Source organism: Baekduia alba, assembly GCF_028416635.1.
GTDB classification, from domain to species: Bacteria; Actinomycetota; Thermoleophilia; order Solirubrobacterales; family Solirubrobacteraceae; genus Baekduia; species Baekduia alba.
Genome location: NZ_CP114013.1, coordinates 1,083,984 through 1,096,704, shown reverse-complemented (window position 1 = coordinate 1,096,704; position 12,721 = coordinate 1,083,984). Strand labels below are relative to the sequence as shown.

Below are 12,721 nucleotides of genomic sequence, written 5' to 3'. Positions count from 1 at the left end.
GAGCGCTCGCCCAGCGCTATGCCGCCGCCGCCCGCGCCGGCCGGGCGACCAGCGAGGCGAAGGTCGCCAGCGCGCCGAGGCCGAACGTGCAGATCACGATCGCCATCGGGACCGCGGTGTCCTCGCCGGCGAGGCCGACCAGGGGTGCGGCGGCCGCGCCGAAGGCGAACTGGGCGACGCCGAGGAGGCCGGAGGCCGCGCCGGCGGTGCTCCGGTGGCCGCTGAGGGCGAGCGCTGCGGCGTTGGGGACGATCACGCCGATGCAGGAGACGGTCGCGAACAGCGACGGGAGGACGCCCCAGAGGCCGAGGCCGCCGAGCACCGAGACGAGCAGCGCGGCGCCGCCGCCGGCGATGCCGAGCAACCCCGCGCGCATCAGCTCGGCCGGCTCGTGGCCGCGCTCGGAGAGCCTCGCGCTCACCCGCCCGGCCAGCACGATCCCGAGGCCGTTGACCGCGAACAGGAGGCTGAAGACCGTCGGCGACGCGCCGTAGACCTCCTGGAGCACGAACGGCGAGCCCGAGATGTAGGCGAACATCGCCGCGAAGGCCAGGCCGGAGGAGACGACGCAGCCGACGAAGCGCGGGTCGCGCAGCAGCGCGCGGAACGTCCGCAGCGTCGCGCCCAGCCCGCCGGGCCGGCGCTGCTCGCGCGGCAGCGTCTCCCCCAGCAGCAACAGCGCCGTCGCCACCAGCGCGACGCCGATCAGCGCGAGCACGACGAACACCCCGCGCCAGGTCGTCACGTGCAGGATCCCGGCGCCCAGCACCGGCGCGACGATCGGCGCGACGCCGTTGATTAGGATCAGCGCCGCGAACAGCACGGCGGCCGCGCGGCCCTCGGCGAGGTCGCGCACGACCGCGCGGCCGATCACGATCCCGAACGCGCCCGCCAGGCCCTGCACGAACCGCAAGGCGATGAGCACGCCCACCGACGGCGCCGCCGCGCACAGCGCGCTCGCGACGACGTACAGGCACAGCCCCGCCAGCAGCGGCCCGCGCCGCCCGCGCGCGTCGCTGATCGGCCCGCCGAGCAACTGCCCGGCCGCGAGCCCGAGCAGGCAGGCGGTCAGCGTCAGCTGGACGAGCGAGGGCGCGGCGCCGAGGTCGTCGGCCAGCTCCGGCAGCGCCGGCAGGTACATGTCGATCGACAGCGGGCCGAACGCGCTGAGCGCGCCGAGCACGACGACGAGCGTGCGGCGACTCGGGACGCCGGGCGCGCCTGATCGTTCGGCCATCCCCTACAGCTTGCCTCAAAGGTCGGAGGCGAACACCTCGATGTTCGAGACCTCGATGCCGCCGGCCTGGAACTCCATGTACACGCGCCGGCCGGCGGGGGTCGCGACCGCCAGGACGAAGTGCTGGTCGCCGTCGCTCCAGTACCCGACGTGGCGGGCGGGCGGCGTGTCGCCGGGGTTCGCGAGCGCCGACACCGGCGAGTCGTCAAGCGGGCTCTCGCTGCCCGTCCAGCGCTTGACGACCGCGACGACCTGCTGGAGCGTCGGCGCCCGACCGTGCGGGCGGTCGGGCACGGCCTCGGCGGCGTCGAAGCCGAAGTACAGGAGCGCGGTGGCGTCGAGCTCGTCGAGCCACTCCGTGCCGCGCGGGGTGAGCGTGGCGACCGCCAGCGGCCGCGCCTTCGCGCCGTCGGACCAGACCACGCACGTGTCGTCGCTCGCCCGTCCGAAGGCGCGGCGGATGCGCAGGCTCCTGCCACGCGCCGACAGCGTGACCGCGCGCCGGACGGCCGGCGCGCTGCCGAAGGTCAGCGGGTCGTAGGACGGCCGCGGCGCGCAGCGCGCGACGACCTGCCGCTCGCGCCGCAGGATGCGCAGCACGGGGCTCGCCTCGCCGGTGAGGGTCATGACCGCGTCGGTGCCCGCGCGCACGGTCCGTACGCCCTGCGGCTGGCCGGTGTCGCCCACCGACCAGGGCGGGTCGGCGGCCGACGCTGCGACGGGCAGCGCGCAGGCCAGCGCGGCCGCGGCGACGAATGCTTTGACGAGACCGAACCGGTTAGGCACGGTCGCGCAGTCTAGAGATCTTCGCGGCCGTCCACGATGCGTTCGACGGCGTCCGCCGCGCGCCCGACGAGGTCGCGCACCTCGGCCTCCGGCTGGCGCCAGCGGCCGAGCACGTAGGCGGACACGATGTCCGGGTCGGTCGTGTCCGGCCGGCCGATGCCGATGCGCACGCGCGCGAAGTCCGGCGTGCCGAACCCGGCCTTCAGCGACTTCAGCCCGTTGTGGCCGGCCAGCCCGCCGCCCATGCGCGTGCGGATCTCGCCGAACTTGAGGTCGAGCTCGTCGTGGACGGCGACGACGTGGTCGAGGTCGACCTTCAGCGCGCCGCGCGCCGGGCCGGCGCTCCGGCCCGACTCGTTCATGTAGGTCTGCGGCAGCAGGACGCCGACGCGCGGACCCCCGGGCATCGTGCGCCCGTCGGCGTAGAGCCCGGCGAACGTCTTCTTCGGCTTGCCCAGCTCCCACCGCGCGATCAGCTCCTCGGCGACGAGGAAGCCGACGTTGTGCGGCGAGCGCGCGTACTGCGAGCCCGGGTTGCCGAGCCCGACGACCAGCCAGTCGACGGGCGCGGAGCTGCGACCCGGGAGCTTCAGGAGTGCCTACTACTCGGCGTCGCCGGAAGACGAGTCGTCGTCAGCGTCGCCCTCGGCAGGCGCGGCGGCCTCGCCGACGACCGCGGTCTCGGTCTCGACCTCGTCGTCGGACTCGGTCGACACGCTCGGCGGCGTGATCGAGGCGAGGACCGTCGTGTCGGGGTCGTCGAGAAGCGTGATGCCCTTCGGCGCGTCGATCTCCGAGAGCTGGATGGTCGCGTTCATCTCCATCTTGGAGACGTCGACCTCGATGAACTCGGGGATCTCGTTCGGCAGGGCCTCGATCGACAGCTCGCGCGTGACGTGCTCGAGGATGCCGCCCTCGACGATGCCGGGCGCCTGCTCGTCGTTGATGAGGTGCACCGGGACGGAAGCCTGGATGGCGACGTTGAGGTCGACGCGCAGGAGGTCGACGTGCATGAGGTCGCCGCGCACGGGGTGGCGCTGGGCGTCCTTGAGGACGGCGGGCGTGCCAGCGGCGCCGTCGATGGTCAGCTCGAGCACGGCGCCCTTCGCGGCCAGCGCGTGGCGCAGCGTGCGCTCGTTGACGGCGAACGCGACGGGGTCGTCGTTGCCTCCGTAGAGCACGCCGGGGACCTGGCCGGAGCGGCGCAGGCGGCGGGTCTCGCGGGAATGGGCCGCCTCGCGGGCGTTGACGTCGAGCTTGGTGGTCTGATCGGCCATGAGCGACGGACGATGGTAGCGGAGCGACGGCCGCGACCACCTCGTCGCTTCAGACCCGAACGGTTCGAACCTAGCCGCGGGCGGCCTCGCCCGTCGCCCGGCCCGCCAGATCGGTCATGTCGACGGTCTCGCCGTCCGACGGCGGCTGGGCCGTCGACCTCGACCCCGTACTTCGTCATGTTGATGGTCATCTTCGACATCACCGTCTGACCCATGACGTTCACGTCGTAGCTCAGCGTCTCGCGGCGGACGAGGTGCTGGGCGTCGACCCACACGTCGATCGGGAGCGTGCCCGTCCCGGCCAGCTTGACGAGCTTCTCGGCGCCGGCCTTCGTCGTGGGGTCGCCCGTCTTGGCCGCGGCGACCGTGCCCGAGCCGTTGATCTGGACCGGCTGATTGGTGCCCGACACCGAGCCGGTGACCTTCACGGCGATGCCGCCGCGCTGGGCGTCGGTGGCGTCAGCGCCTCAGCCACCGGGTCGGTCGCGTTTCGGCGCCGTCCGCCGCGTCGTTGGCGCCGCAGCCGGCGGCCGGCAACGCGGTGGCCGCGGCGGCCACGCAATGGTCAAGGCTCTTGTGTAGAGGAGACGCATGACCTTCGACGTAACGACGCCCGCCGGGTGCCCGCGGCTAGCCGTACTGCTTCGTGCCCTTGTAGATCCGCTGCAGGTCGCCGAAGACCGGCTTCTTCTGCCCGAGCATCGTGATCGGCGCCTTCTGGTGGATCGGCGGCGCCGGCCACGGGTTGCCGCCCTCCCAGCCGGGCTTGACCGCGAACTCCTCCAACGTCCACCAGATCGCGCCCGACAGCCACGGCTTCGTCGCGTAGACGCCGTAGTGGTAGTTGGCGAAGTCCTGCTGGAACTGGTAGGTGCCGCGCTCCTCGACCGGGCCGTCGCGGTTGGCCTCCGCGCCCGTCTCGGTGATCACGATGGCCTTGCCCGGGTAGCACTGGCGGACGCTGTCGAGGTAGTCGCTCAGCGTCGTGCGGTCGGCGATCTGGCCGTTGGGACCGGAGTACCAGCCGAAGTACTCGTTGATGCCCAGGACGTCCAGCGGCGCGTACTCGGGCTGGCAGCCGGCCGACGGGTAGCCGGCGACCGCGAGGCCGACGGGCCGCGTCGGGTCGATCGACTTCGCGAGCTTCACGGCGCGGTTGATGTAGTAGCCCTGCACCGGGCCCGGCCGCGCGCTCAGCTCGTTGCCCACCGACCAGACGATCACCGACGGGTGGTTCATGTTCGTCCGCACCGCGCTGGCCACCTCCTTGGCCGCCAGCTGGCGCACGAGCTTCTGCTTGAGGTACTTGGTCTTGACCGAGTAGACCGGGACCTCGACCCAGGCGAGCATGCCCAGCTCGTCGAGGCGCTCGTAGTAGTACGGGTGCAGCGGGTAGTGGCTGCGGAACAGCGTCGCGCCGATCTCGCGCGCCCACTGGATCTGCTGCTCGCGCTGGCTGTCGTCGATCGCGAAGCCCTTGTCGAGCGAGTCCTCGTGCGTGCCGAAGCCGCGGAAGTGCAGCGGCTTGCCGTTGAGCATGAGGTGGCCGTCGACGACCTTGATCGAGCGGATGCCGGTCTGGACGGTGTAGGTCTGCAGCGTCCGGCTCTTCTTGCGGGTGGGCGGGCCCGCATCCGTCGCGGTCAACGACGTGTTGTAGAGGTAGGGCGAGTCCGGCGACCACGTCTTCGGGTTCTTGACCCCGATGCGCTTGGTGAACGACGCGAACTTCTTGGCCCCGACCGAGGCCGTGCCGAGGTTCACCTTGCGCGCCCCCAGCCGGGCGGTGACCTTCACCTTCTGGGCCTTGTCGCCGTAGTTGCGGATCGTCGTCTTGTAGGTGACGTGCGCGTCGCAGGTGCCGCACGGCAGGTCGGGCAGGACCGAGACGGTGTTGAAGTCGATGTTGTCGATCTCGCGCAGGTAGACCTCGCGCAGCAGGCCGCCGTAGTTCCACCAGCCGCCGGTCGGCACGCCGGTCGTCGACAGGCCCGAGGGCGGGAAGTCGGTCGGGAAGCGGCGGTCGTCGACGCGGATCGCCAGCAGGTTGGTGCCGTCGCGCTTGAGCAGGCTCGCGGGCAGCCGGATCTCGAACGGCAGGTAGGCGCCGGTGTTCTTCCCGATCAGCTGGCCGTTGAGGTAGACCTTCGAGCGGTAGTTGACCGACTCGAAGCGCACCACCCACGAGAGCGCCTTCTTGGCGCTCGGCAGGTGGAAGCCCTTGCGGTACCAGCCGACGCCGCCCGCGAACGACGCGTCGGAGTAGTCCTTCGCGTTCCACGCGTTCGGGACGCTCACCGGGGTCCAGCCCGCGTTGTTCGGGTTGGCCGCGAAGTCGGCGACCGAGCCGTTGCCGGTCGGGTCGGCGCGGTAGTACCACTGGCCGGCCATCAGGAAGCGGCCGGACGCACCGGTCTTGTAGAGCGTCTTGTTCAGGAGGCCGTCGGCCTGCGCGGCGTTGGCCGCGGGCGACTGGGCGCTCGCGGCGCCGGCGAGCAGGGCGAGCGCCAGGACGGCGAGGAAGGACAGCGAAAGGCAGCGTCGGAGCATCTCGGGGAGGGGGAACACCGGGGGTTGGGACGCGATGCGGTCCGACCCGAAGAAGCGTCCTGCCGGGGTCAGCAGGAGTCTTCGTTGTCGGCCAGCGGCGCGCTGAGGCGCAGGAGGCTAACGGAGCGACCGGTCAGCGGGCCTCCCTGCCGCCTCACGACCACGCACTGCACGAGCGGACGCGAGTCGACGCCGTGGACCCAGACCACGCGGCTCGTGCCGGTCGTCGTCCCGAACGAGTACGACGTGCCGGAATCCAGACGGGCGATCTTGACGGCGCCAGGCCCGGTGACCTTCGGCAGGAACGCGCGGACCTTGTCCGCGCACGCGGCGTCGCAGCCGTGCAGTTGGGCCAGCACCTGCGGCGCGTCGCCGGCGGCCTCGGCCTGGACGAGGTCGAACAGCGCGTCGCGCTCGCGGTTCTCGGTCGTCAGCCAGCGCGCGGCCGCGAAGCCGACGACGAGGACGACGACGGTCGCGACGGCGACGATCGCGATGGTGCGCGGGCTGAGGCGGCGGCGGGCGGTCACTCCGCCGCGCAGCCTAGTGGGCGGCCCACGAACCGGGCCGGCGTCAGCCGGCGGCGGGCCAGTCGTCGGGCCCGTTGATCTCGAGGAAGCGCTGGACGCTGCGCTCCTGGGACTCGAGGCGGTCGGCCATGTGGCGCGCGTGGTCGGAGGCGCGGACCAGGAAGTCCTCCAGCGCCGACTCCGGGTCGTCGGGCAGCGGGTAGACGTGCGCGACGTCCTGCTGCGCGCAGGCGATCCCCATCGGCGGCAGGCCCTCGGCCAGCGTGCGCGCGCCGACGACCGGGACGACCGTGATGTGGCGCTCGGGCGCGACCAGCGCGATCGGCATCAGGCGGTGGGCCGGGATCGGGAGGTCGAGGTCGACCGAGCGCTGCAGCGTCACGTAGGACTCCGCGACGTCCTCCAGCGGCTGGGCCCAGATCGCGAGGACGGTGTCGGCGGCCTGCAGCGCGTCGCGCAGCGTGCGCGCCTGGTTCGCGTAGGCCTCCTGCGCCTCGGCGCGGGTGTGCGTCTCGCCGAGGTCGAGGTCGACCGGGACGCGCAGGAGGTCGCGCGCGCCGAGCTTCTCCCCCTCGCCGTGGCCGCCGTTGGCGACGTAGGTCTGGATCGTCCCGAGGTCGCGGCGGCCGTGGAAGACGACCGTGAGCTCGTCGGCGAGCGCGAGGCCGTGCACCTTCAGCGCGACGGCGGCCGCCGCTTCGGGGTCCAGGAGCGCGCGACGAAGCAGATCCTCTGCTTGGCCGTCGTCTTCGAGGTGCTCGTCCATCACGCCTCCTAGATCCTGCTGCGATGTCTACCCGATTTCATCGGACAGATGGTCGAATCCTGCACTGACGGTCGGGCAGATCCGGTGGCGGGTAGGTTCACCGCCATGAAGCTGATCTACAAGCCGTTCGGCATCGTGCTCGGCCTCATGGCCGGCCTGGTGTCCAAGAAGCTGTTCGACGTGGTGTGGGGCCTCTTCGACAACGAGGAGCCGCCGAAGCCGACGACGAAGGACGCCGACTGGCCCAAGGTCCTGGCGGCCGCCGCCGTCCAGGGCGTGACGTTCAAGGTCACGCGCGCCGCGGTGGATCGCGCGGGCGCCAAGGGCTGGGACCACCTCTTCGGCGTATGGCCCGGCGACAAGAAGCAGGAGAAGTCGCAGGCGGCCGAGGCCGTCCGCTAACGGCCCGGGGCGCGGACCACGAAGCCGCGCTCGCGGAGGTCTTCGAGGGCGTCCTCGAACGCGCCGAAGTCGCTGGCGAGCAGGAGGTCGATCGGACGGCCGACCTTCCCGCTGCTGCGGATCCAGCGCTTGAGCGTCTCGCCGCCCGCGCGCTCCGCGGCCTCCTCGGTGAGCGTGAGGAGGATCGGGAGCTGCGGCTTGTCGTCGAGATCGCCGCCCAGGACCGTCAACGGATCCGCGCCGAGCACGGTCAGCAGCTCGTCGTCGGAGAGCCCGAGCCGGTCCTGCAGCAGCGCTGCGGCGGTGGAGGTCAGGAGGTGCCTAGAACAGCTGGCTCTCTCCGCCCGCAGCGGAGATGCCGGCGACGGTGGACATGTCAGAACAGCTGGTTCTCTCCGCCCGCAGCGGAGATGCCGGCGACGGTGGACATGTCAGAACAGCTGGTTCTCTCCGCCCGCAGCGGAGATGCGGGCGACGGTGGACATGTCAGAACAGCTGGTTCTCTCCGCCGAAGACCTCGGACACCGAGTCGTCGGTGAAGATCCGGCGGATCGAGTCGGTGAGCAGGTCGGCGCAGGACAGCACCTGGATGTTCTCCGGCGCGCCGGGCCGCAGCGGGATCGTGTCGGTGACGACGATCTTCTCGAAGCCGGCGTCGACGAGGTTCTCGTAGGCGTTGCCGGAGAAGACCGGGTGCGTGGCGGCGGCGAAGACGCGCTCGGCGCCCTCGTCGCGGACCGTGTGCGCCGCGGCCTTCAGGGTCCCGGCCGTGTCGATCATGTCGTCGACGATCACCGCGGTCTTGCCCTTGACGTCGCCGATCACGTAGCCGATCTCGGCGACCTGCTGGGCGGGGCGCTCCTTGTCCAGGATCGCCAGCTCGGCGCCGATCTTGGAGGCGAACTTCTTGTTCAGCTTCACGCGGCCGGCGTCCGGCGCCACGACGACGAGGTCGTTGAGCTGCATGTCGTCGAAGTGCTGCGTGAGCATCATCAGCGCGGTCATGTGGTCGACCGGGATGTTGAAGAAGCCCTGGACCTGGCCCGCGTGCAGGTCCATCGTCAGGACGCGGTCGGCGCCGGCGGACTCGAGCATCCGGGCGACGAGGCGCGCGGAGATCGGCTCGCGCGGCGCGGACTTCTTGTCCTGGCGGCTGTAGCCGTACCACGGCGTGACGGCGATGACGCGGTGGGCGCTGGCGCCGATCGCGGCGTCGATCATCACCAGCAGCTCCATCAGCGCGTCGTTGGTGGAGATCCCGGTCGCCGGGTTGGCGCAGATCGGCTGGATGAGGAAGACGTCCGCGCCGCGGATCGACTCCTCGTAGCGGCAGTAGACCTCGCCGTTCTTGAAGGTCTTGAGGGTGATCGGCCCGAGGTCGACCCCGAGCTTGCTGCCGATCTTCGCGGCCAGCTCGGGGTTCGCCCGCCCCGAGAACAGCATCAGCCGCTTGTCGTAGTCGATCGGGAGGCTCGTCGCCACCGGCATCGTCCGCGTCGGGGTGCTCACGTCGACGTCCATCGTAATCGCCCCGGCCGACGCCTTGAGCGGGGTCTGCATGATCACCTGGAGTGGTCTCCTACTCGCGGTCCGCGTAGCCCTCGATGTTGTGCTGCCGCGCACGCGCGATGGCGAGCGCACGGGCCGGGACGTCCTGCGTGACGACCGACCCAGCGGCAGTGTAAGCGCCGTCGCCGAGGGACACCGGCGAGACCAGCGTGGTGTCGACGGATGTCTTGACGTTCGCGCCGATCGTCGTCCGGTTCTTGGCCTTGGTCTTGTTGTTGTAGTTGGCCGTGATCGTGGACGCGCCGAGGTTGGTCCCGGGCCCGACGTCGGCGTCGCCGATGTAGCTCAGATGCGGGACCTTGCTGCCCGCGCCGATCGTCGAGTTCTTGATCTCGACGAACGTGCCGGCCTTCGCGCCGTCGGCCAGGTGGGCGCCCGGGCGCAGGTAGGCGAAGGGGCCGACCGACACGCCGTCGGCGATCGTCGCGTCGACGATGTAGGAGCTGCGGATCGTCGTGTTGGCGCCGATCGTGGTGGCGCCCTTGATCGTCGTGCCGGGCTCGATCGTGGTGTCCTGGCCGATCGTCACGCCGGCGTCGACGTAGGTCGCGGCGGGGTCGATGATCGTCACGCCGTTGCGCATGTGGTGCTCGAGGATCCGGCGCTGGGCGATCACGGTGACGTCGGAGAGCTGGACGCGGTCGTTGATGCCGAACGTCAGCGCCGGGTCCTCGACGACGTGGGCGGCGATGATCAGGCCCTGGTCGCGCAGCAGCGTCAGGACGTCGGGGAGATAGCGCTCGCCCTGGACGTTCTCGGTGCCGACCCGCGGCAGGGCGTCGGCGAGCGCCGCGTGGTCGAAGCAGTAGATCCCGGTGTTGATCTCGCGGATCTGGAGCTGGGCGGCGGTGGCGTCGCCGGGCGCCTTGGTCTCCACGACCCGCTCGACGTGGCCGACGGCATCGCGGACGACGCGGCCGTAGCCCGTCGGGTCGTCGAGCAGCGTGGTCGCCATCGTCGCGGCGGCGTTGGCGTGGAGGTGGGCTGCGACGAGCTCCTCGATCGCGGCGGCCGAGATCAGCGGGACGTCGCCCGAGAGGACGACGACCGGGATCCCGGGCTGGGTCTCGGGCAGCGCCGCCAGCACGGCACCGCCGGTCCCGTCGGGCGTCGGCTGCGTGGCCGTCCGGGTGCCGTCGGGCAGCGCCGGGCCGAGGTCGACGTTGGGGCCGGCGACCACGACGACGCGCTCGGCGCCGGCCTCTTGGGCGGCGATCACGGGCCAGGCCACCATCGGGCGCCCGCAGATCTCGTGCAGGACCTTGGGCGTTGCGGACTTCATCCGCGTCCCCTGTCCGGCGGCCATCACGACGGCGCTGAAGGAGCTCACGGGGCGGAAGGCTAGAGGTCCGGCTCCGAGGTGCGTCAAAATGGAGCGCGCAGGCTCACCCGAGCCGACGCACTGGGGAGTGGTGTAAAGGCAGCACAGGTCTCTTTGGAAGATCTAGTCGGGGTTCGAATCCCTGCTCCCCAGCTCCAGAACCACCCCGCCGCGCGCCCGCGGAAGCCTGCCGTCTGTCCGGCCGCCCCGTCGTTAGCCGGACAGACGAGCAAGTTGCTCAGCGAAGTCGTGCGCTGAAGGTCCGTGCACTGTAGGGCGCCGGCGCCCCCGGGGCAAGGCGGCAACGGCTGCGGATGCACCCGATCGTCGGGTTGGCGCGCGCGGCGCGCCGGGTCGGACGATGGTCCGCCGGAGGTCCGCGACCTGCAGCGTCGCGGTCGCGCCGTCGACCCATGTCGTGATGCGCTTCGCCCCCACCGCTCGCCGTCTCGTCGTGCTGCCCGCGCTCGCGCTCGTGACCGCGGTCGCCCCCGCCGCCTCCGCCCAGACCGCCGCGTTGCCGGCGCTGCCGGCCGACCTGTCGCCCGCGCTCGCGGTCGCAAGCGTCGCCGCGCTGCCGACCACGCCGCTGCTGCCGCCGCTGTCGCAGCCCGCGGCCGCGCCGCTGCTCGGCCTGCCCGGCCCGGACCGCCTGACCGTCCGCAGCGCCGGCGGCGGCGTGCTGCTCGGCGAGGAGGGCGGCGACCGCCTCGTGGGCGGCACCGGCCCGGACCACCTCGACGGCGGCACCGGCGCCGACACCGCGATCGGCCGGGGCGGCGCGGACGAGCTCGACGGCGGCTCGGGCGACGACCAGCTCCAGGGCGGCGACGGCGCCGACCGCCTCTACGGCGGCTTCGGCCACGACCGTCTCGAGGCCGGCAGCGGCAACGACGTCCTCGACGGCGGCGCCGCGCCCGACGTCCTCGACGCGGGCGACGGCGACGACCTCGTCCACGGCGGCTCGGGGGCGGACACCATCAGGGCGGGAGGCGGGGACGACGTCGTCTACGCCGACTCGGGCCCCGATCACGTCGACGCGGGCGACGGCGACGACGTCGTCTACGTCAACAACGGCACAGCGGTCGCCGACGTCGACTGCGGCCCCGGCACCGACACGGTCGTCGTCAACCCCTATGACGCGCCCGGCGGCATCTCCAACGCGCAGGCGGTGCGCCGCGGCGAGATCCGCAACTGCGAGGACGTCGTCGAGGCCGACGCGGTCCAGGACCCGACCGTCGGCCGCCGCGAGCTCGCCTCCGACGCCGGCGCGACCGTCCACGGCACCGACCGCGACGACAACCTGCTCGGCGGCCGCGGCTCCGACACGCTGCTCGGCGCCGCGGGCGACGACGTCCTGTGGGGCGACCGCAACCACGGCGACGGCGGGCACGGCGCCCACGACGAGCTCGCCGGCGGGCCCGGGGCCGACACCGTCTACGGCGGCCGCGGCACCAACCACGTCGACGGCGGCCCGGGCGCCGACCAGCTCCAGGGCGGCGAGGGCGACAACACGATCGGCGGCGGCGACGGCGACGACGTGATCCGCCTGCGTGGCGGCGGCGCCGACGTCGTCAAGGGCGGCAACGGCAACGACTCCGTCATGGCGTTCACCCGGCGGCCGGCGTCGGTCGACTGCGGCCCCGGCGGCGACACCGTCGTCTACGGCCGCGTGCGCCCGCACACACGCCACTGCGAGCGCGTGATCTCCGCGTACTCGCGCGCGGCGCGCGCGCAGGTCGGCTAGGGCCGGCCGAGCGGCGCCAGGAGCGCGCGCAGCGCGGGCGACGTCAACGGGTCGGCCTGGACCGCCCGGGCGTCGGCGATCGACGCCAGGCGGCGCTCCGCGCGGACCATGCCGAGCTCGCGCTCGTGGCCGGCCGCCGCCGCGAGCAGGTCGCTGAAGGGCGCGCCGATGAGCCCGAGGAGGTCGGGCTCGGGCCGGGAGAGCGCGACCAGGAACGGCGTGCCGTCGCCGGTCGCGGCGGTGCTGAGCAGGACGCCGGCGGCGAGGTCGCCGCGCACCGCCTCCAGATGCTGGAGGCCGAGCGCGGGGACGTCGGACGCCACCATGACCAGCGGCCCGTCGTGGTCGCCCAGCGCCGCGGCCACCGCGGCGCCGTCGGCGAGCTCCAGCGGCTCGGCGCCGTCGCCTGCCATCCGCGCCCAGTCGCGCGCGTGGGCCCGCAGCGCGGCGCGCAGCGCGTCGTCGGCCTCTGGGCCCAGGCGCGCGCGCAGGGCCGGCTCGCGCTCGGCGGCCAGCGCGTCCAGGAGCGCGCCGCG

Annotated in this window: 13 protein-coding genes and 1 tRNA gene; 3 read left to right on the top strand and 11 right to left on the bottom strand. The window is 72.7% G+C overall.

What is annotated here, in order from left to right; genetic code table 11:
- Positions 1–16: 16 nt before the first annotated feature.
- From DSM104299_RS05450 to DSM104299_RS05420, 7 genes are all read right to left on the bottom strand, one after another.
- On the bottom strand, positions 17–1,237 hold the full coding sequence (locus DSM104299_RS05450) for a multidrug effflux MFS transporter (protein WP_272476273.1): 1,221 nt from the start codon (positions 1,235–1,237) through the stop codon (positions 17–19).
- 15 nt (positions 1,238–1,252) lie between these two features.
- Positions 1,253–2,023 carry a hypothetical protein gene (locus DSM104299_RS05445; protein ID WP_272476272.1) on the bottom strand — a complete coding sequence of 257 codons (771 nt, stop codon included), beginning with the start codon at positions 2,021–2,023 and terminating at the stop codon, positions 1,253–1,255.
- Positions 2,024–2,034: 11 nt separating this feature from the next.
- Entirely contained in the window at positions 2,035–2,577 is a 543-nt protein-coding gene (pth, locus tag DSM104299_RS05440; RefSeq protein ID WP_272478076.1) for an aminoacyl-tRNA hydrolase, read from the bottom strand.
- A gap of 48 nt (positions 2,578–2,625) precedes the next feature.
- Positions 2,626–3,300 (bottom strand): 50S ribosomal protein L25, encoded by a 675-nt coding sequence (locus DSM104299_RS05435; RefSeq protein ID WP_272476271.1) that lies wholly within the window; start codon positions 3,298–3,300, stop codon positions 2,626–2,628.
- Between the two features lie 630 nt (positions 3,301–3,930).
- Entirely contained in the window at positions 3,931–5,850 is a 1,920-nt protein-coding gene (locus DSM104299_RS05430) for a glycoside hydrolase family 2 protein (protein ID WP_272476270.1), read from the bottom strand.
- Between the two features lie 68 nt (positions 5,851–5,918).
- Positions 5,919–6,380 carry a hypothetical protein gene (locus DSM104299_RS05425; protein WP_272476269.1) on the bottom strand — a complete coding sequence of 154 codons (462 nt, stop codon included), beginning with the start codon at positions 6,378–6,380 and terminating at the stop codon, positions 5,919–5,921.
- A 43-nt stretch (positions 6,381–6,423) separates the two neighbouring features.
- Positions 6,424–7,146 carry a hypothetical protein gene (locus DSM104299_RS05420; protein WP_272476268.1) on the bottom strand — a complete coding sequence of 241 codons (723 nt, stop codon included), beginning with the start codon at positions 7,144–7,146 and terminating at the stop codon, positions 6,424–6,426.
- 105 nt (positions 7,147–7,251) lie between these two features.
- Here DSM104299_RS05420 and DSM104299_RS05415 point away from each other — a divergent pair, with 105 nt between their 5' ends.
- Positions 7,252–7,548 (top strand): DUF4235 domain-containing protein, encoded by a 297-nt coding sequence (locus DSM104299_RS05415; RefSeq protein WP_272476267.1) that lies wholly within the window; start codon positions 7,252–7,254, stop codon positions 7,546–7,548.
- Here DSM104299_RS05415 and DSM104299_RS05410 read toward each other — a convergent pair.
- The 3 genes from DSM104299_RS05410 to glmU all read right to left on the bottom strand — a co-directional run bounded on the left by DSM104299_RS05410 (position 7,545) and on the right by glmU (position 10,447).
- Positions 7,545–7,796 carry a hypothetical protein gene (locus DSM104299_RS05410; RefSeq protein ID WP_272476266.1) on the bottom strand — a complete coding sequence of 84 codons (252 nt, stop codon included), beginning with the start codon at positions 7,794–7,796 and terminating at the stop codon, positions 7,545–7,547. The two genes, DSM104299_RS05415 and DSM104299_RS05410, sit on opposite strands and share 4 nt — an antisense overlap.
- A gap of 238 nt (positions 7,797–8,034) precedes the next feature.
- Entirely contained in the window at positions 8,035–9,012 is a 978-nt protein-coding gene (locus DSM104299_RS05405; RefSeq protein WP_349294528.1) for a ribose-phosphate diphosphokinase, read from the bottom strand.
- Positions 9,013–9,127: 115 nt separating this feature from the next.
- On the bottom strand, positions 9,128–10,447 hold the full coding sequence (glmU, locus tag DSM104299_RS05400; protein WP_272476265.1) for a bifunctional UDP-N-acetylglucosamine diphosphorylase/glucosamine-1-phosphate N-acetyltransferase GlmU: 1,320 nt from the start codon (positions 10,445–10,447) through the stop codon (positions 9,128–9,130).
- 73 nt (positions 10,448–10,520) lie between these two features.
- Here glmU and DSM104299_RS05395 point away from each other — a divergent pair.
- Both DSM104299_RS05395 and DSM104299_RS05390 read left to right on the top strand, forming a co-directional pair.
- Positions 10,521–10,591: transfer RNA gene (locus DSM104299_RS05395), tRNA-Gln, on the top strand.
- A 268-nt stretch (positions 10,592–10,859) separates the two neighbouring features.
- On the top strand, positions 10,860–12,185 hold the full coding sequence (locus tag DSM104299_RS05390) for a calcium-binding protein (protein WP_272476264.1): 1,326 nt from the start codon (positions 10,860–10,862) through the stop codon (positions 12,183–12,185).
- Here the strand turns inward: DSM104299_RS05390 and DSM104299_RS05385 are convergent.
- Complete coding sequence (locus DSM104299_RS05385) at positions 12,182–12,598, bottom strand: hypothetical protein (RefSeq protein ID WP_272476263.1); 417 nt, start codon at positions 12,596–12,598, stop codon at positions 12,182–12,184. The genes DSM104299_RS05390 and DSM104299_RS05385 overlap by 4 nt on opposite strands.
- Positions 12,599–12,721: the final 123 nt, after the last annotated feature.